The sequence below is a fragment of the Flavobacterium facile genome (assembly GCF_036321945.1).
In the GTDB taxonomy this organism is placed as follows: domain Bacteria; phylum Bacteroidota; class Bacteroidia; order Flavobacteriales; family Flavobacteriaceae; genus Flavobacterium; species Flavobacterium facile.
In genome coordinates this window covers 72,047-92,074 of record NZ_JAZAYT010000035.1, presented here as the reverse complement: position 1 = coordinate 92,074, position 20,028 = coordinate 72,047, and the positions used below count along the sequence as shown (strand labels likewise).

The window sequence follows — 20,028 nt, the reverse complement described above, 5'->3', positions numbered from 1 at the left end:
CAATTTTTCATATTTATAAAAACTTATTTTTTAGCGGTCAAAAAAGGAATCGCTATTTTAAGTGTTTTGCTATCGCAAAGTTTTATTGTTGAACGATTTCAATACACAAATATCGTAAAAATATATTATAAAAAAAAACGACTTCAATTTGAAGTCGTTTTTAATATTATTCTTGTTTGTTATTTAGTTTTGAATTTCGTTTACCGTATAAGAAATACACTAAAATTCCAATCGCTAACCAACCTAAAGATAGTAATTGTGCATCATGACTTAAGTTAATCATTAAGTACGTATTAATTAAAATACCACAAACGGCAATTACTGGTAAAGCAGGAACTTTAAAAGTACGCTCTAATCCAGGTTGTTTTACTCTTAAAATCCAAACCGCAATACAAACCATAGTAAAGGCAAATAAAGTACCAAAACTTGTCATGTCTGCTAATTTGTTAATAGGAGTGAAGGCTGCAACAATAGCAATAAATCCCCCTAAGATCATTAAGTTATTTTTTGGTGTACCAGATAAAGGATTGATTTTTGAGAAAACTGAAGGAATTAATCCATCTTTAGACATTCCTAAGAAAATTCTAGATTGTCCCATAATCATTACCATTAATACAGAAATTAAACCAATAGTTGCTGCGATAGTAATAATGTAACCAGCCCAAGCTTGTCCAGCGATATCAAAAGCATAAGCTACAGGAGCTTTAATAGCTTCAGGATATTTTCCAAGTGGATTGAAGTCTTGGTAACTCATCATTCCAGTTAATACTAAAGAAACTAAAATATAAAGTACTGTACAAACTAATAATGATACAATAATTGCGAAAGGAACATCTTTTTTAGGATTGATAGCTTCACCTGCTTGAGTTGAAACGGCATCGAAACCTACATATGCGAAGAAAATTGCAGCAGCTCCAGAAACAATACCACCAACACCATATGCTTGGTGTGTTCCAGCTTTGTCAACGATTTGAGTTACTTCAGGAATAAAAGGTGTCCAGTTATCCATATTAATAAAGAATGCACCAGCAACAATTACGAAAATAACGGCAGAAACTTTTAAAATAACGATGAAGTTATTAGCATTAGCGGCACTTTTAGTTCCTTTAATTAGGATTGAAATGACAAATAATACAATTAAAAACGCCGGTAAGTTCATTGAAAACCCTTCTCCCGTATAACTTGCTGGATCTGTTGTTAGCCATTCGGGGAGTTTTATGCCAAACATTTTGAGCATTTTATTGAAATATCCAGACCATGAAACGGCGACCGTCATCGATCCCATCGCGTATTCTAATATTAATCCCCAACCTATAATCCAAGCGAAAACTTCACCAATTGTTCCGTAAGCATATGCGTATGCAGAACCTTCTACAGGTAAAATTGAGGCAAATTCAGAATAACATAAAGCAGCAAATACACAAGCAATACCTGCAATAATAAATGAAATAGCTAATGCTGGTCCGGCGTGATAGTAAGCTCCAGTTCCGGTAAGTACAAAAATTCCTCCACCAATAATGGCTCCAATTCCAATAGCTGTTAAGCTCCATTTACCTAAAACGCGCTTTAATTCACTTTTTTTCATATCCGCTTCAAAAGCAGATACTGGTTTAACTCTCCAAATAGACATAAAGTAATAATTTTTTGTTGCGTCAAATATATGATTTTTTCAATTAAATAACCAAATCAAAATATTTAATTAAAAAACGAAGCCTAAATTAAACCAAAAACCAGAGAAATGTGTTTCTGGAGACCAAGTGTATTTTATTTCAACTGGACCAATTAGCGTTTCTAATCCATATCCTACTCCAAACCCTGTATAAGATGGTTTGTTTAACCAAGTTTTAGTCGAATTAAAAATAAAACTTCCAACAATAGAGGCGTTGTAAGTAAAGTTTAAGTGATTTTTTTTATAAAATTCATAATCAATAGTTCCACTCGCTTTTACATACGAATTTCCACTTACGCTTAAAAAATCGTAACCATAAAATGAGCGAATATTGTTCGTGTCTTTAAATCCGTATCCACCTAAAACAAAATCGAAATAAGGTAAAGAGGAATAACCTACTTTAAAACCACCTTCGTTTTGGATTACCACGGAAACTTTTTTTAAGGGTTCAAAGGCAATGGCCATGTCGGCTTTTGCTATTGAAAATTTTGTAAACTGATTGGTGTAATCTGACGAATCAAAGTAATAATTAAAATTACTTTTAAAATACCATCCTTTTTTTGGAAAAAACTTATTGTCAAAGGTATCGTGATTTAAATATCCGAAAAAAGATAGATAATTACTGTTTTCAATAGTTTTGTTAGCTTGAGGCAAATTTTCAGATTTTAAAAACAGATTTTGAAACTCTAATCCACCACCAATATTGTATTTTCTTAAAAAAACTGTTTGAAGAAAAATTCTGTTGTTTAAACTTGAATAATCTAAATTTATTTTTTCGAAATTGTTGCTTAAATAGTTTTGAATTCCAAAGGCTTTATTTACATTTTTATTAAACTTATTTAATACAGAAGATATACCAAAACTAAAGTAATATCCATTATCAATTAAGTAGTTAAAATCATATCTGAAATTATCTCCCAAAATGATATCGAAAGAAACCATATCATTTTTAGATAATAATTTTTTATGAGTGATGTTTACTAAAGCGCCACTTTTGTATAATTCGTCATAATGTAATGCAAATTTCAAAAAAGTATTGATTCTGTTTTCTCTTAAACTGATAAAAACATCTTTTTCATTAAATTGATATTTTACTGAGCTAAAGTTTTGCGTATTATTTAAATTTTGAATTCCATTTTGAAAATCTTGAAAACTAATTTTTGTGTTAGGTTTAAATCGTAATTTACCTAAAACATAAGCTCTAGTGTAATTCTTTAGTTCGGTAAAGCCAATATTTCCTATAAAGATAGAATCTTTTACTGTGGTTAATTCTGGTTTTTTATAGTCGATATTTTGAAAAACAGTAAGTTCTGTTAAATATTTTCTAGCTTCATTTTCTCCATTTTCAATTATTTTTTTTCCATTCTCAAAAGATAAAACATTGAAACCTTTAATGTCGGGTTTAATATAAATGTCGGTAAGTTTTCGCTTACTTTCCATTTGTCCTTGTGTGTTGAAGTTCGAAATTTGTCCAAAAATAGTTGTAATTCCTTGTAAATCTTTACGATTTTTTAATTCTTCTTGCACATCTACACCAATAATAAAATCGGCACCTAATTCTCTTAGCTTTTCAACAGGATAATTATTGGTTACACCACCATCTACAAGTAACCTTCCTTCAATTTCTATTGGATAAAATATTGTTGGAATGGAGCTACTTGCTACTAAAGCTTGTGGAAAAATTCCTTTATCTAAAACTACATCTTGGCCTGTTTCAATATCAGTTGCCATGCAGAAAAACGGAATAGGAAGTTTTTTAAAATCTCTTGTATTTCTTACGTGATAACTGATTTTCGATAAGAAATTAAAATTATATAATCCTTTTGAAAGTGCATTAGGTGTTTCTAGTTTTAGGTTTTTGAAAGGAAGTACTAAAGCATAAATATCGTCATTTCTTTTATTGATAAGAATTTTTGATTTTCTTGGAATATTGTCTTGAACTAAATCATCAATAGTTAACGTTTTGAAAATAGAATCCAATTGTTTTCCCGTATAACCAGAAGCGTACATTCCACCAATAATGGCACCCATACTGGTTCCGCCGATGTAATCTATTTTTATTCCTAAGGAATCGATAACTTTCAACACACCAATATGTGCCAATCCTTTCGCACCACCACCAGAAAGCACCAATCCAATTTTTGGTTTTTTTGAAGTTTCTTGCCCGTTTGTAGAAAAAGAAGCAAGTAAAAAGAGCCAAGTAAAAAGTATGACACAAGAAAATTTACCACGAAAGTGATTCACTTGGTTCTTTTTACTTTTTACTTGGCTCTTTATCATGTGTTATTCTTTTTTGTAAAAGTCGGTAATTTTTTTCGCTTTTGAAAGTCCAATTATGTCAGAAATTTCTTTTTCTGATGCTTCTTTTAATCTTTTAACACTTTTGAAGTGAGAAATTAAACTTACCATCGTTTTTTCACCAATTCCTGGTATGTTATCAATTGAAGAAACTAACGATGCTTTACTTCTTTTATCTCTGTGATGCGTGATACCAAATCGGTGGGCTTCATTTCTTAATTGCTGAATAATTTTCAGTGTTTCACTTTTCTTATCTAAATATAAAGGAATTGGATCATCAGGATAAAAGAGTTCTTCCAAACGTTTCGCAATTCCTATAATGGCAATTTTTCCGCGTAAACCTAAATCTTCCAAACTTTTTAATGCTGATGACAATTGTCCTTTTCCACCATCAATAATAATTAACTGTGGTAGCGATTGGTTTTCGTCAAGCATGCGTTTGTATCTTCTGTAAACGACTTCTTCCATCGAAGCAAAATCATTCGGACCTTCAACGGTTTTGATATTAAAATGGCGATAGTCTTTTTTACTTGCTTTTCCATCTCTAAAAACCACACAAGCCGAAACTGGATTGGTTCCTTGTATGTTCGAATTATCAAAACATTCAATATGTCGCGGTTCTACAGAAAGTCGTAAATCTTTTTGCATTTGCGCCATAATTCGGGTCGTATGACGTTCAGGATCTACAATTTTTATTTGTTTCAGTTGGTCTAAACGATAGTATTTGGCATTGCGTTCCGATAAATTTAAGATTTCTTTTTTATCGCCTAATTTAGGAACAGTTACTTTTATAGTTTCACCTAAATCTATTTCAAAAGGTACGATAATTTCTCGAGAAGTTAAAAAGAAACGTTCTCGAATTTCAACAACGGCTAATTCTAATAATTCTTGATCAGTTTCGTCTAATTTTTTCTTTAATTCTAAAGTATGCGAACGAATAATCGCACCGTGAGAAATTTGTAAAAAATTCACATACGCCATCGTTTCATCAGAAATAATCGAAAACACATCAATATTGGTAATCTTCGGATTTAGAATCGTCGATTTCGCTTGATAATTTTCTAAAACTTCAATTTTATCTTTTATTTTTTGCGCTTCTTCAAACTTCATTTCTGAAGCTAAAACCTGCATGTGATTTTTGAAATCTTTTAAACTTTCTTTGAAATTTCCTTTTAAAATCTCACGAATCGCTGTAATTTGAGTTTGATAATGTTCTTGTGTTTCATAGCCTTCGCAACCGCCTTTGCAGTTTCCAATATGATATTCTAAACACACTTTGTATTTTTCAGCACGAATATTGGTTAACGATAAATCGAAATTACAAGTGCGTAACGGATACAATTCTTTGATTAATTCCAATAACGTGTTTACGGTTTTGAAACTGGTATAAGGACCAAAATATTCCGAACCGTCTTTTATCATTTTTCTCGTTGGGAAAACTCTTGGGAAAGCTTCTTTTTTGATACAAATCCACGGATAGGTTTTATCATCACGAAGCAAAACATTATATCTAGGTTGTAAGGTTTTAATCAGATTGTTTTCCAATAATAACGCATCGGTTTCTGTTGGAACGACAATGTGTTTGATGGTCACGATTTTTTTTACAAGTACCGAAGTTTTATAATTATCGTGGTTTTTAGTAAAATACGATTGTACGCGTTTTTTTAAATTTTTCGCTTTTCCAACATACAAAATCTTGTTGTCTTTGTCGTAATACTGATAGACACCAGGATTATCAGGTAAAGTTTGGATTTGTAGTTCGAGTGGCGTCATTTTTTGTGAGCGAAGGCTGTATTTTTTGTTGCGATGGAAATTCTATCACAAAAATAACAAAAAACTATTGATTTAACATGAAGTAATTTTTTATTACATTAGCCAAAAAGTCAAACACGTTATGCATAAGTCCATTACCATTTTTAACGAAACTATTTTACCAGGCGAAAGTAAAACTATCAACATGCAAATTGGAAAATTGCACACGATGACGGATTTGCATATTCCTATAATTGTAAAAAGAAGTAAAAAAGACGGACCAGTTGTTTTATTTAGCGCTGGTTTACATGGTGATGAAATTAATGGGACAGAAATTGTACGAGAAATTATTGTTCAGAAAATTAACAAACCTAAATGTGGTACAATTATTTGTATTCCAGTAATTAATATTTTTGGTTTTGTAAATCAAACTCGAGAATTTCCTGATGGAAGAGATTTAAACAGAGTTTTCCCAGGAAGTAAAACAGGTTCATTAGCGAGTCAGTTTGCTTATCATATTGTAAATGAAATTATACCACATATAGATTATGCTATCGATTTTCACGCAGGTGGCGCCAGAAGATTTAACGCTCCACAAATTCGTATTGTACCTAATAATAAAGAATTAAAAGTATTATCAGATGTTTTTGGAGCGCCTTTTACGTTGTATTCTAATAATATTGCCGGTTCTTTTAGAAATTCATGCGATAAAATGAACGTTCAATTGTTGTTATTTGAAGGAGGAAAATCGGTTGATATTAATAACGAGGTTACCAAAGAAGGTGTTGAAGGCGCTAAAAGATTTTTGCAACATTTGAAAATGCTAAAACCTAAACATCAAATTTCTTCCGCAAATAAAACTATTTATATTGAAAAATCAGATTGGATTAGAGCCAATCATTCTGGTATGTTTCATGGATTAAAACAAATTGGTTGTTATGTAGTAAAAGGCGAATTGCTGGCCACAATTTCCGATCCGTTTGGAAAAGTAAGTCATAAATTAAAAGCTCCACATGCTGGTTATTTAATAAATGTTAACGATGCACCAGTGGTTTATAAAGGTGATGCGGTTTTTCATATTTCAACAAATTTAGAAGCATAATCTTCAAAACTCAAACCTAACAATTATCATGTTTTATCTGAAAGTTGTCACTTAGATTTGTCAAAAAAATTTAGGTATGCAGTACTGGAAGAAATTGACTCCGCAACAAAGACAAGATAGAATTGATGAAGCCTTAGTTCAAAACGTGAATTTTGCTACAGATACTTCATTAGGTTTTCCCGCTTCTCGTTTAGACAGTAAAGTGTTTTACGAAGAAGCGCCTTTTTTACGAGATGCACCTACAATTAGAGCGTATGTTGCCAATCCAAATAATATTGGTTGTCATACTTTCGGAACTTCAGAAAATGCATTTTATGGCACTCAAGAAATCGAAAGAGAAGTTTTAAACGTCTTAGCTGTTGATGTTTTTAAATGTCAACCCAATGAATATGACGGCTACATTTCTCCAGGTGGAACCGAAGCTAACATTCAAGCCATTTGGGTATTTCGAAATTATTTCTTTCATAATTTCAATGCAAAACTGAACGAAATTGCCATTTTAGCTAGTGAAGACACGCATTATTCTATACCAAAAGCCTCTAATTTATTACAAATTGATTGGATTTCAATTCCAGTTGATTTCAATTCGAGAGCCATTCAAAAAGAGAAATTGGAAGCTTTAATTGTGGAAGCGAAAAATAAAGGCGTAAAATATTTTATCGCGGTTTCTAATATGGGAACAACCATGTTTGGTTCTGTAGATAATCCAACAGATTATATCGAAGTTTTAGAAAAACATAATTTAGAATATAAGTTGCATATTGATGGCGCTTACGGTGGTTTTGTCTATCCGTTTAGCAATGAAAAATCGGACATCAATTTCAACAATCCAAAAATTAGTTCCATTACAATTGACGCGCATAAAATGTTGCAAGCACCTTATGGAACCGGCGTTTTTATTTGTCGAAAAGGATTAATTGAAAACGTATTAACCAAAGAAGCCGAATATGTAGAAGGCATGGATTTGACTTTATGCGGAAGTCGTTCTGGCGCGAATGCTGTGGCAGTTTGGATGATTCTATTTACGTACGGTCCATATGCTTGGTACGAAAAAATCAGTATTTTAATGATGCGAACACAATTTCTGACCAAAGAATTAGACGGATTAGGAATTGCCTATTACAATTGTCCGTTTATGAATATTGTGACGATTAAAGCTGAATTCGTTCCTGAAAAAATCGCAAATAAATTCGGTTTAGTACCACAACAGCACAATGAAAACAACAAATGGTATAAAATTGTTTTGATGGATCACGTAGAAGTCGAACATTTAACTAACTTTATAGACGAAATGAAAGCGTCTAAAAATGTTGAAAAAAGAATTACGACAGAAGTATAAAGAATTGCGTAAACAATTATCTGAAAATGAAATTGAAGAATGGTCTTTACAAATTGCCAATCAACTCATTCGTTTAGATATTTGGCAACATAGCTTCTATCATCTTTTTTTACCTATTGAAAGTCAGAAAGAAGTCAATACCGAATATATTCTTCAAGTTTTAGCCGGAAAAGATAAAAACATTGTGCTTTCCAAAAGTGATTTTCCCACAAGAGAAATGACACATTTTTTATTAACCGATAACACTACAATTAAAAAAAACGCATACGATATTCCGGAACCGATTGATGGTTTAGAAGTACCTGTTTCCAAAATCGATGTGGTCTTTGTACCGCTTTTAGCTTTTGATGAAAATGGAAATCGAGTAGGTTACGGAAAAGGTTTTTACGACAAATTTTTAGCCACGTGTAAGCCAGAAATCTTAAAAATCGGGGTGTCTTTTTTCGAATCAGAAAACGTGATTTCAGATGTATTAAACACTGATATTCAGTTAGATTTATGCATTACTCCAACAAAAGTTTACAATTTTTAATGTTAAATTAAGGTAGGATTCCATATATTTTCTTACATTTGAAATTCTAACAAAAAATCTAAACTATGATTCAATCTATTCATTCTACGTTAGCTTATGCTGTTTTAGCAGTAGTATTAATTGCTGTAATAAATGCTTTTTTAGGACTTTCGTCTAAAAGAAATTTCACAAAAAACGACAGAAGTCTGTCTTTAGTTGCATTAATTTTAAGTCATATTCAATTACTAGTTGGTTTGGTTTTATGGGCAACTTCTCCACTAGGAAAAGACGCTATGAGTCAAATGAGTAATGCGGCTATGCGATTAACCGCAGTAGAACATCCACTTGTAAATATTATTGCCATTGTACTAATTACAATTGGTTGGAGCAAACATAAAAAAGAAGAAAGTAGTAATGGAAAATTCAAGAAAATTGGAATTTTTTACGTTTTCGGTTTACTATTAATCTTATCAAGAATTCCTTGGTCGAATTGGATGGCATAATTTTTGTCTAAGCAATAAAAACATAAAAAGAAGTAAGTGGAAATTTGCTTCTTTTTTAATCTTATATTACATGAAGATGAAGAAATTTATATACATTTTTCCGCTTTTGGTGGTTTTGTTTTTTCAGAAGGAGAATTTAAAAATGACGCCTTCGCAAGAAAAGCCAAAATCAAAAGTTACGGATACGATCAAGAAAAAAGATAGTATTGCAAAACCAATTGAAAAATTGGAAATGTATCATAAATCTGCACACGCTTCTTATTATGCAAATAAATTTAACGGCAGAAGAACCGCAAGCGGCATTAGATTTAATAATAATGACATGACTTGCGCACACCGAAAATTACCTTTCGGAACCAAATTAAAAGTTACAGGTGTACGAACCAAAAAAGTGGTTTATGTTACGGTAACAGATCGTGGTCCTTTTCATAAAAACCGACATATTGACTTAACAAAAGCCGCTTTTGATAAAGTTAAACCGGCATCTTTCGGCGGACATATTGAAGTAGATATCGAAGTAGTGAAGAAATAAAAAACAAATATTTTTAATACAAATTTTCACAGATTACCACGAATTAATTAGTGTGAATCTGTGACCCGAGCCCTTTAGGCGAACTGACGAAGTAAATTTGTGTTTAATTTTTATTACCAACTCAAAAACGGCTTTTTACTCAAAAACGCATTATAATACTTTTCATCACCCGTAACTTCATCAGCTAACCAATTTGGTTTTTCAAATGTTTCATTCGCATCTGAAAGTTCAATTTCAGCTACAATCAAACCTTTGTTTTCGCCTTCAAAAATATCGACTTCAAACGTGTGGTTTCCTTTTTTGATTAAATATCTCGTTTTATCAATTACACCAGTTTCGCATAAATTTAATAAAGCTTCTGCTTCGTACAAATTAATTTCTTTTTCCCATTCAAAACGTGTCGTTCCGGTTGCGTCACCTTTACCTTTGATGGTAATATATCCTTTGTTATCTTTAATTCTAATTCTGACCGTTCGTTCTGGAGCTGAATTCAAATAGCCTTGAGCAATTTTTTGAGCTTGGCTTGCTTCCGCGATAAAATCTAACGATTGGACTAAAAATTTGCGTTCTATTTCTTGCATAATTTTCAAAATATTAAGAATCAAAATTACAATATTTAAACATATAAGTCATATAAGTTTTGTCGTTCTTTTTGTTTCAAGTTTCAAGTTTCAGGTTGGCTGAGGTTCTCGAAGCCAATGTTATTGAAATTTCTGAAAATCTGATAAATAATTGTTTTGATTGAATTAAATCAGATTAGCCACGAATTAACGAATTTAAAATTCATCTTAAGCAATTCGTTCGACTTTGTCGAAAATTCGAATTAACACAAACCTAAAAATAATAATTTGTGAATTCGTGGCAAAATAAAATACTTATCTATCAAATTATTTTAGTATAAAAATATTTCTGTAATTTGTATTACTTATGGAAACCCTTCAACGAAAAATAATTCACATTGATATGGATGCCTTTTACGCATCTGTAGAGCAATTGGACAATCCTGATTTAAAAGGAAAGCCCATTGCTGTGGGTGGAAATGAAATTCGTGGTGTGGTTAGTGCGGCTAGTTATGAAGCAAGAAAATTTGGTGTACGAAGTGCGATGAGTGGTGCGCAAGCCGCTCGCTTATGTCCGGAATTAATATTTGTGAAAACCAATTTTGAACGGTATAAAGAAGTTTCTCAACAAATTAGAAAAATATTTCATGAGTATACTGATTTAGTGGAACCACTTTCCTTAGATGAAGCGTATTTAGATGTGACAGAAAACAAAAAAGGAAATCCAAGTGCGACATTAATCGCCCAAGAAATCCGACAAAAAATATTTGAAGTGACAGGTTTAACTGCTTCTGCAGGAATTTCTGTCAATAAGTTTGTAGCGAAAATCGCGAGTGATTTCAACAAACCAAATGGGCAAAAAACAGTAAATCCGGATGAAGTGGAAGCGTTTATTGAGGTGTTAGATGTGAAAAAATTCTACGGAATTGGAAAAGTCACGGCGGAAAAAATGTATCAATTAGGCATTTATACGGGAACCGATTTAAAAACCAAATCGTTAGACTATCTAGAAAAACATTTTGGGAACAGCGGAAAATCGTACTATAATTTATCTCGAGGGATTAGTTTTAGTCAAGTCAAACCCAATCGAGAAATGAAATCCGTTGGTGCAGAACGCACGTTTAATAAAAATTTGTCTTCCGAAATTTATATGGAAGAACGTTTAAAAAATATTGCAGAAGAAATTGAACGTCGCATCAAAAAATATAAAATTGCAGGTAAAACCATTACGTTAAAAATCAAATATTCCGATTTCTCACAACAAACTAGAAGCAAAACTCTGCAATATTTTATTTCCGATAAAGGCTTGATTTTTGAAACTGCTAAAGAATTATTGTATCAAGAAAAATTGAAGAATTCTGTTAGATTACTAGGGATTTCTTTAAACAATTTAAACACCCATCAGAAAAAATTTGTAGTGTATCAATTGAAGTTTGAGTTTTAGATGGTTATTCCTAAATTATTCTTTTTCAAAACCGCATAATTACGCTATATTTGCAGATTATAAAGTAAGTAAAAGAACATTTTAAATTTGAAAAACTAAGTTTGTTGAAGAACGAATTTTGAATTTTGAATTTTGAATTTTGAAAAAGGATACATGAAACACATTAGAAATTTTTGCATTATTGCACATATTGATCACGGAAAAAGCACATTAGCCGATAGACTTTTAGGCGCTACTCAAACCGTAACGGCTAGAGAAGAAAAAGCACAACTATTGGATAATATGGATTTGGAACGTGAACGTGGAATTACCATTAAAAGTCACGCGATTCAAATGGAATATACGTACCAAGGTCAGGAATATATCTTAAATTTAATTGACACTCCTGGACACGTAGATTTTTCTTATGAAGTGTCTCGTAGTATTGCCGCTTGTGAAGGTGCTTTACTAATTGTGGATGCCGCGCAAAGTATTCAAGCACAAACGATTTCCAATTTATATTTAGCTTTAGATAACGACTTGGAAATTATTCCCGTTTTAAATAAAGTAGATTTACCTTCTGCCAATCCGGAAGAAGTTTCAGACGATATTATCGATTTATTAGGATGTAAATTAGAAGATATTATTCACGCTTCTGGTAAAACAGGTTTTGGTGTAGAAAATATTTTAGCAGCCATTATCGAAAAAATCCCACCACCAAAAGGAATAAAAGACGAACCTTTGCAAGCTTTGATTTTCGACTCACACTACAATCCTTTCAGAGGAATTGAAGTAATTTTCCGTGTAAAAAATGGAGAAATTAGAAAAGGTCAGAAAATTAAATTTATGGCCACTGGTAAAGAATATTTTGCCGATGAGGTTGGGACGTTAAAATTAAACCAAGTTCCGAAAGACGTTATTTCAACAGGTGATGTTGGGTATTTAATTTCTGGAATTAAAGAAGCAAAAGAAGTAAAAGTTGGTGATACCGTTACAGACGCTAAAACGCCGACTACAAATATGATTACCGGTTTCGAAGACGTAAAACCAATGGTATTTGCTGGAATTTATCCTGTTGATACTGATGATTATGAAGATTTGCGTTCTTCAATGGAAAAATTACAATTAAACGATGCGTCGTTAGTGTTTTTACCAGAGAGTTCTGCGGCATTAGGTTTTGGTTTCCGATGTGGTTTCTTAGGAATGTTACACATGGAAATTATCCAAGAACGTTTGGAGCGTGAGTTCGATATGACAGTTATTACAACTGTTCCTAACGTTTCGTACTTGGCTTACACGAAAAAAGAACCAGATGTTAGTTTCGTAATCAACAACCCATCAGATTTGCCAGAACCAAGTAAATTAGATAGAGTAGAAGAACCGTTTATTAAAGCAACTATCATTACAAAAGCCGATTATGTTGGAAATGTAATGAGTTTATGTATTGAAAAACGTGGACAAATTACCAATCAAACTTATTTAACTACAGAACGTGTGGAATTAAATTTCGACATGCCTTTGGCAGAAATTGTATTTGATTTTTACGACAGATTAAAAACCGTTTCAAAAGGATATGCTTCTTTTGATTATCATCCAATAGGAATGAGACAATCTAAATTAGTAAAATTAGATGTGTTGTTAAATGCAGCTTCTGTTGATGCGCTTTCAGCTTTAATTCATGAGGATAATGCGTTTCATATTGGTAAAAAAATGTGTGAAAAACTACGTGAGTTAATCCCACGTCAGCAATTTGATATTCCTATTCAGGCAGCCATTGGTGCTAAAATCATTGCGCGTGAAACCATTAAAGCCCTTCGTAAAGATGTAACGGCTAAATGTTATGGAGGAGATATTTCTCGTAAACGTAAACTTTTGGAAAAACAGAAAAAAGGTAAAAAACGTATGCGATTAGTAGGGAATGTAGAAATTCCGCAAGAAGCCTTTATGGCGGTGTTAAAACTTAACGATTAAGTAATATATTAACATAAACTTTAAAAACTTATTAAGAAATTGTATTTTTTAATAAGTTTTTTTAGTTTCAAGGCTTTTTTTGTTATATTTATATACTGACTATCTAATTCGCCTTAATGATATCAATATGAAAAGAATTTTACGCCTATTACTCCTTTTTTCGGCAGTATCATTTTCTCAAACTATAACTGTAGATAATACACCAACACCGACTGATTTAGTAAATTTGCTTATTGGTGGATCGTGTATTGATGTTAATGATATACAAGTTTCTTCCAGTCTTTCTGTAGGGAGTTTTAATAGAAACGGTTCTGCTTTTCCTGTAAATCAAGGTATAATAATTAGAAGTGGGAATATTTTAGACACGCAAGGTCAATATAACGGTTCAAATATTAGTTCAACTACAACTGGTGGTGGAACAGATACTGTTTTGCAAAATTTAAGTAATATTAGTAGTGTGTCAGCAGTACCATTGCAAGATTTAGCATTTTTACAATTTGATTTTACGCCAGTGTCTTCAGCATTTAGTTTCGATTTTTTATTCGCATCTAACGAATATGGAGATGAACAATGTGATTCTAATGATATTTTTGCATTTGAGTTAACAAATATTGCAACAGGAGTTACAACTAATTTAGGCGTTATTCCTTCTACATCCAATCCAGTTACAGTAAAAAATATTAGAAATCAACTTTACAACAACTTTTGTTTATCGGCTAATCCAAATTTATTTAGCGTATATAATGTGGGAAATTCAGCCTTATCCACTATAAACATGAGAGGTCATACAGTTGTTTTAAACGCTTCTTCTTTAGTCACTCCTGGTACAGAATACCGTTTAAAATTAGTTGTTGCCGATTGGGGGGATACGAATTTTGATTCGGCAGTATTTATTTCAGGTGGAAGTTTTACAAATGAATTAGATTTAGGGTTAGACCAAACTATTTGTTCAGGAGACACTTTCGTTTTAAACACATTATTAGACGCTACAACTTATACGCATCAATGGTTTCAAGATGGAAATCCAGTTGGTGGAAATACTTCCACAAGTACCGTAAACGGCCCAGGAACTTATGCGGTTGAAGTTACTAATGGAGGTTGTACATTAACCGATGTTGTGGTTTTTAATACTTTATCTGTTACAACACCAATCAATTTATCAACGTGTAATACTGGAGCAGCAAGTTATGTTTTTGATCTAACCAGAAATAATGAAATACAATTAGGAATTGATGATGCAATTTATAATGTGTTTTATTACACCTCACCGGCTAATGCTACAGCAAATATTTCAATTGGTTCACCATCAAGTTTTTCTATACCTGCTGGGCAAACTATTTATATGAAAATTTTTAATACAGTTACCAATCAGTTTTGTGATGCAGTATATCAATTTGATTTATTAATTAATGCTACGGTTAATGCTACTCAACCTACTAATGAATCACTTTGTTTAAATGATGCATCTTTTGATTTGACAACTCTAAATCCTCAAGTTTTAAATGGTCAAACAGGTTATACTGTTTTATATTATACTTTTCAAGCAGATGCAAATGCAGGAAATGGCGCTGTAATAACAAGTGTTTCTCCTTTAGCGACTCCTGGAACTCAAGTAGTATGGATAAGAATGCAAGACAGTACAAATTCTTCATGTTTTGATATTACAAGTATAACAATTACTACCAATCCTTTACCACTTGTTGATGAAGTTGCTGATGTTGTAGAATGTAGCAGTTATGTTTTACCCGTTTTAACTAATGGAAATTATTTTACAGGTCCAAATGGTACGGGAACTCCATTATTTGCAGGAAACACCATTAATTTAGGTGGAACATATTATATTTATAACGGACCAGATGCCAATGGATGTTTTAATGAGTCTTCATTTCTCGTAACTTTTATTGATGAATATATACCTGTTTTAGATAATTGTGGTGAGTTTATTGTTCCAGCAACACCTTATGGTATTGGTGCATTTTACACAGCAGCTGGAGGCCCAACAGGAACAGGAACTTTAATACCTCAAGGTACAATTTATACGAATACTACTCAAGCAACTATTATTCAAACTATTTTTTATTATGCTGAAGTCAACAATGTATTTTGTAGAGATGAACGATTTGATATTAACATACACGGAAATCCTTTATTAGACTTACGAGATGATGTAACTTTTTGTAACTCATATACATTAACACCTTTAGTGAATGGTACTTATAATACTTCTTCTGACGGAACAGGAATAACTTTAAATGCTGGAGATGTTATCAGTGTAAATGGACCAAATTTCCCTGGAACCTACTATGTTTTTAATGCTATAGCTCATACTAATTCTGATGGATTAGCAGGTGCTTGTTCATTAGTTGACCCATTTGTGGTAAATTTAGTTGATACATCATTATTTACAACCGTTTATAGTTGTGCAAATGTTGGATTTACTTTACCTCCAATTTCTTTTGGTGGATATTATACCGCTCCGAGCGGTGCTGGTACTCAAATTGACCCATCTATACCTATAACAACATCGCAAACGGTTTATTATTATACAAATACTACATTATTACCTAATTGTACAGATAATTTGAATTATAATATTGTTATAAATCAAGCCCCAATTGTAGATATTAATTTAATTCCCACAACACCGCAATGCGATAAATTTACGTTACCAGTTTTAACTAATGGAGCGTATTATACTTTATCTGGAGGACCATTAGTAGCTGGACAAACACAACTTATAGCAGGTCAGGAAATAGGATATAATTTAAATCAATTGCCAATTACAACTTATTATATGTATAATGAAACTACATATATTAATCCAAATGGTACAACAAATGTTTGCTTTGTTGAAAGTCCATTTAACGTAACAATTTTACAATTACCGAATATAATAGTTCCAACAAATCAGCCTAAATGTGCGCCTTTTGCTGGACCTGTTTTGTCTTTAGGTCAAGTATATACGGCACCAAATGGACCAAATGGAACAGGGATTTTAGTAACTCCAAGTTTGCTTTTCAATTCAGATCAACAGTTTTATGGTTATTACGAAGATCCAGCAACAGGTTGTGTAGTAGATATTCCTTTTTTATGGACTTACGATGGTATTAATTTGCCAAATTATATAGATGTAAATGAGTGTGATTCTTATAGGTTACCTATACTAACTCATACCCCGCCAGAACCATCTACTAATTATACAATAGGTTATTATTTTGATGCTAATGGTGTAAATCAAGTTCCGAATGGACATGTATTTAATTCATCTAATACACCTGATACGATATTTGTTTATGCAGTAAATGACGGAAGATTTTCGGATTGTATTTCTGAAGATACCATTACCATTACTGTTTCTGATACACCTGTGATACCAAATATTGTTTTTCCTACTGAAAGATGTGGTACTTATGTGCTGCCAACCTTACCAACGGTTGGTTATACGATTGGTTATTTTTCACAACCAAATGGAGTGGGACCAATTACAAATTTGAATATCATAAATACAGGAACAACTTCTCAAACATTTACGTATTACATCTATGCTACAGCAACAAATAATATAAATTGTAAAGATGAACAAGCATTTACGTTCACAATTCATCCTTTGTTAGATTTGACGATACAAGGTGGAATTATCTGTGTAGATCCAATAACGAATGTTTTACTACAATCGTATACAATTCAAACGGGTTTAAATCCTACATTATTTAATGTGAATTGGTACTTAAATGGAACATTAATGGGAACAGGTGTAAATTATACCGCTTTGGAAGCTGGAATTTATGATGTAGAGTTTATAAAATTAACACCAGATATCGGAACAGATTGTAATTACAGAGACACAACAGTTACTATCATTCAATCGAGTCCAGCAGCAGCCAGTTTTACTGTAAGTTCAGAATTTGACACAGATAATACTTTTATTACGGTTACTATTTCTGCTGGAAGTTTAGGAAATTATTTATTCCAATTAGAATATCCAGACGGCTCAACAAGTGCTTTTCAATCGAGTAATGTGTTTACTAATTTAGAATCTGGTGAATATTTTGTGAATATTTATGATACACTAGGAAATTGTTCGCCAACTAGAGTAGGCCCAATTTACATTGTAAATTATCCAAATTATTTCACACCAAACGGTGATGGCATTCACGAAACTTGGAACATTACAGATTTAGCACAACAACCAAATAGTATCATTTCTATTTTTGATAGATACGGAAAACTATTAAAACAAATCTCTCCATCAGGAATAGGTTGGGATGGAAAATATAACGGAAAAGATTTACCGTCTACTGATTATTGGTTCTCTGTAGAGTTCACCAAACAGAACAACGAAAAAGGTATTTTTAAATCGCATTTTACCTTGAAAAGATAACAAAGAAAATCCCAAATTCAATTATTGAATTTGGGATTTTTTATTTTAATAATGTAATATGATAGTTGATATTTCTTCTACAGCTTGGCTAAAGCCTCGAGTATAATCTGCACTATTTTTTATAAATAAGTAATTTAATCTACGTGTTTATCATTTCCTTAAAATCGTTTAAAGACAGTGGTTTATTAAATAACTTTTTTACATAACAATTTTCATTAGCCCTTTTTAAGTCGTTAGGATCTAAAGATGAGGATAGCATAAAAATTTGTGTTTTGTTTTTTAATTCCTCAGGAAGTTTATCATAATGTAAAAGAAACTCAAAACCATCCATTTGGGGCATTTTTATATCTAGTAAAATGATTAACGGATTGTTATTATAGTTAAATTGAAGCAGCCATTCAATCCCTTCTTTTCCATCACCAACTATATTAAATTGAAAATCATCAAATATATTTTTTAGCAATTTTGTAGTAATAAGTTGGTCAATTAAATTGTCTTCAATCAGCAAAAAGGCAGCATTATTTTTCATTATAAATAGGTAAAGTGATAGTTAAAATTGTTCCTTCTTTAATTTGAGAACTTGCAGAAATAGTTCCGCCAAGAACTTGAACGGCTTCCTTAGTAATGTAAAGCCCTAGACCAGAACCAATATTGTTATTCGTGCCAAAAAACATTTCGAAAATTTGGGGTAAAACTTCTTCTTCAATGCCCATCCCATTGTCTTTCACCATAATTTTATAGACATCATTTTCTTTAAAAACTTTAATTTCAATTTTTTTCTTTTCCTTTTCGGGATCACCATATTTGATAGCATTTGAAATCAGATTGTTGAAAATTATTTTTAATCGTAAAGCATCGCTATATATTTGGTCAATTTCTAAATTTTTCTCTATTTGGATTGTTTTTGTGTTCTCATTATAACCATATTGCTGTACAATATCGTCAATCAATTGGTTTAAGTTTACCGATTCTAAAGTTTTTCCTGTTCTTTTATTACGCGAGTAATCGATAATATCTATAATAAACTGATCTTGTTTGGAAATGGTTTGATCCATTAGTTCAAAATAATATTTAATTTGTTCTAAATCTTCTTCTTCTTTTGCAATTTGTACGAGTCCTTTTAGAGAAGTTAATGGGGAACGTAAATCATGGGAAGCACTGTAAACAAATCTATCTAATTCTTTATTAGCGTGTAAAAGATTCTCGTTTTTCAATTCTATTTCTTTCGTTGATTGCAGTAATTTTTTCATCATAATTGAAAAGTATATGCCGACACAACTGATGATTATCATAATAAAAAAAACATTAGCAAAAATCAGATAACTTTTCATTTTCCATGAACCATTTACTATCGCATCTGTAAAATTTCTTTCAATGATGGTGAATTTTTCACTTATACTTTCAATTTTTAGTACTAAAATATTTTTCTCTGCCTCTGTTAATGTAGAAGAAACAACTTTTTTATGAACTTCATTTCCAACTTGTGTTAACGTATCAGTAAGTACGTTGGCTTTTCCCCATATCTCAAAAGCATTGGAAAATAAAGACACGTTTTTAAATTTTTTAAACAGCCATATGATATCATCAAGATCTTCTTCTTTATTTCTACCAGCTCTAAGTCCAACTTTAACTAATTCATCATCGGGATTCCTATTAAGTGTATTTAGAGCCAATTTGTCGCCTTCAATTACTTTAATTTCTTTTAAATAGTACTCCCAATACTTGGTGTTGTTAGTATGTAAGTAGGTTGTAAGATAGTATACAGCATCTTTTTGAGCTTTGGAATATTGGGATTCACCAGTCACATACGCCCTATTAGCGGACAAAATTCGTATAGTAGAATAATTTAAAAAAATTAGTGAAGCGCACGAGAAAAAGATAACACTAAATAGAAAGTATACACTTGGATATTTTGTAGTATTCGTTTTTTTCTCATTCATAAGCATGTGATAAAAGTTTTTTTTTCATCATTAAACATATAAAATCA

14 protein-coding genes are annotated in these 20,028 nt (G+C 31.8%); 8 read left to right on the top strand and 6 right to left on the bottom strand.

All coding sequences use genetic code 11. The features are described from left to right. Nucleotides 1-166 precede the first annotated feature (166 nt). The 3 genes from UEQ13_RS12955 to uvrC form a co-directional block, all read right to left on the bottom strand. Nucleotides 167-1,630 (bottom strand): APC family permease, encoded by a 1,464-nt coding sequence (locus UEQ13_RS12955; protein ID WP_329806754.1) that lies wholly within the window; start codon nucleotides 1,628-1,630, stop codon nucleotides 167-169. A 69-nt stretch (nucleotides 1,631-1,699) separates the two neighbouring features. Further along, nucleotides 1,700-3,949: a patatin-like phospholipase family protein gene (locus tag UEQ13_RS12950; RefSeq protein ID WP_329806753.1), complete on the bottom strand. Its 2,250-nt coding sequence runs from the start codon at nucleotides 3,947-3,949 to the stop codon at nucleotides 1,700-1,702. A gap of 3 nt (nucleotides 3,950-3,952) precedes the next feature. Beyond that, nucleotides 3,953-5,740 carry an excinuclease ABC subunit UvrC gene (uvrC, locus tag UEQ13_RS12945; RefSeq protein ID WP_329806752.1) on the bottom strand — a complete coding sequence of 596 codons (1,788 nt, stop codon included), beginning with the start codon at nucleotides 5,738-5,740 and terminating at the stop codon, nucleotides 3,953-3,955. A 121-nt stretch (nucleotides 5,741-5,861) separates the two neighbouring features. Between uvrC and UEQ13_RS12940 the strand changes: the two genes are divergently transcribed. The 5 genes from UEQ13_RS12940 to UEQ13_RS12920 all read left to right on the top strand — a co-directional run bounded on the left by UEQ13_RS12940 (nucleotide 5,862) and on the right by UEQ13_RS12920 (nucleotide 9,706). Further along, entirely contained in the window at nucleotides 5,862-6,821 is a 960-nt protein-coding gene (locus UEQ13_RS12940; RefSeq protein ID WP_329806751.1) for a succinylglutamate desuccinylase/aspartoacylase family protein, read from the top strand. A 76-nt stretch (nucleotides 6,822-6,897) separates the two neighbouring features. Next, on the top strand, nucleotides 6,898-8,160 hold the full coding sequence (locus UEQ13_RS12935; RefSeq protein WP_329806750.1) for a pyridoxal phosphate-dependent decarboxylase family protein: 1,263 nt from the start codon (nucleotides 6,898-6,900) through the stop codon (nucleotides 8,158-8,160). Further along, nucleotides 8,129-8,692, top strand: a complete 564-nt coding sequence (locus UEQ13_RS12930; RefSeq protein ID WP_329806749.1) for a 5-formyltetrahydrofolate cyclo-ligase — start codon at nucleotides 8,129-8,131, stop codon at nucleotides 8,690-8,692. The genes UEQ13_RS12935 and UEQ13_RS12930 overlap by 32 nt, the downstream gene beginning before the upstream one ends. 65 nt (nucleotides 8,693-8,757) lie before the next feature. Beyond that, nucleotides 8,758-9,174 carry a hypothetical protein gene (locus tag UEQ13_RS12925; RefSeq protein WP_329806748.1) on the top strand — a complete coding sequence of 139 codons (417 nt, stop codon included), beginning with the start codon at nucleotides 8,758-8,760 and terminating at the stop codon, nucleotides 9,172-9,174. Between the two features lie 76 nt (nucleotides 9,175-9,250). After that, the gene (locus tag UEQ13_RS12920) at nucleotides 9,251-9,706 is read left to right on the top strand and encodes a septal ring lytic transglycosylase RlpA family protein (RefSeq protein ID WP_329806747.1); all 456 of its coding nucleotides are present in this window, start codon (nucleotides 9,251-9,253) and stop codon (nucleotides 9,704-9,706) included. Nucleotides 9,707-9,819: 113 nt separating this feature from the next. On the opposite strand, the gene UEQ13_RS12915 is transcribed toward UEQ13_RS12920, so the two are convergent. Further along, a complete protein-coding gene (locus UEQ13_RS12915) occupies nucleotides 9,820-10,287 on the bottom strand; it encodes a CYTH domain-containing protein (protein ID WP_329806746.1) in 468 nt (155 codons plus the stop codon). A gap of 346 nt (nucleotides 10,288-10,633) precedes the next feature. Here UEQ13_RS12915 and dinB point away from each other — a divergent pair, with 346 nt between their 5' ends. From dinB to UEQ13_RS12900, 3 genes are all read left to right on the top strand, one after another. Then, nucleotides 10,634-11,710 (top strand): DNA polymerase IV, encoded by a 1,077-nt coding sequence (gene dinB / locus UEQ13_RS12910; RefSeq protein ID WP_329806745.1) that lies wholly within the window; start codon nucleotides 10,634-10,636, stop codon nucleotides 11,708-11,710. Between the two features lie 153 nt (nucleotides 11,711-11,863). Then, entirely contained in the window at nucleotides 11,864-13,660 is a 1,797-nt protein-coding gene (lepA, locus tag UEQ13_RS12905; RefSeq protein ID WP_329806744.1) for a translation elongation factor 4, read from the top strand. A 127-nt stretch (nucleotides 13,661-13,787) separates the two neighbouring features. Continuing rightward, complete coding sequence (locus UEQ13_RS12900) at nucleotides 13,788-18,041, top strand: choice-of-anchor L domain-containing protein (protein WP_329806743.1); 4,254 nt, start codon at nucleotides 13,788-13,790, stop codon at nucleotides 18,039-18,041. A 139-nt stretch (nucleotides 18,042-18,180) separates the two neighbouring features. Here the strand turns inward: UEQ13_RS12900 and UEQ13_RS12895 are convergent, their stop codons facing one another. Together UEQ13_RS12895 and UEQ13_RS12890 are read right to left on the bottom strand one after the other, a co-directional pair. Continuing rightward, nucleotides 18,181-18,570, bottom strand: coding sequence for a response regulator (locus UEQ13_RS12895; RefSeq protein ID WP_329806742.1), 390 nt, complete (start codon nucleotides 18,568-18,570; stop codon nucleotides 18,181-18,183). Continuing rightward, complete coding sequence (locus tag UEQ13_RS12890) at nucleotides 18,560-19,846, bottom strand: sensor histidine kinase (protein ID WP_329806741.1); 1,287 nt, start codon at nucleotides 19,844-19,846, stop codon at nucleotides 18,560-18,562. Before UEQ13_RS12890 ends, UEQ13_RS12895 begins: the two co-directional genes overlap by 11 nt. Between the last annotated feature and the right edge of the window lie 182 nt (nucleotides 19,847-20,028).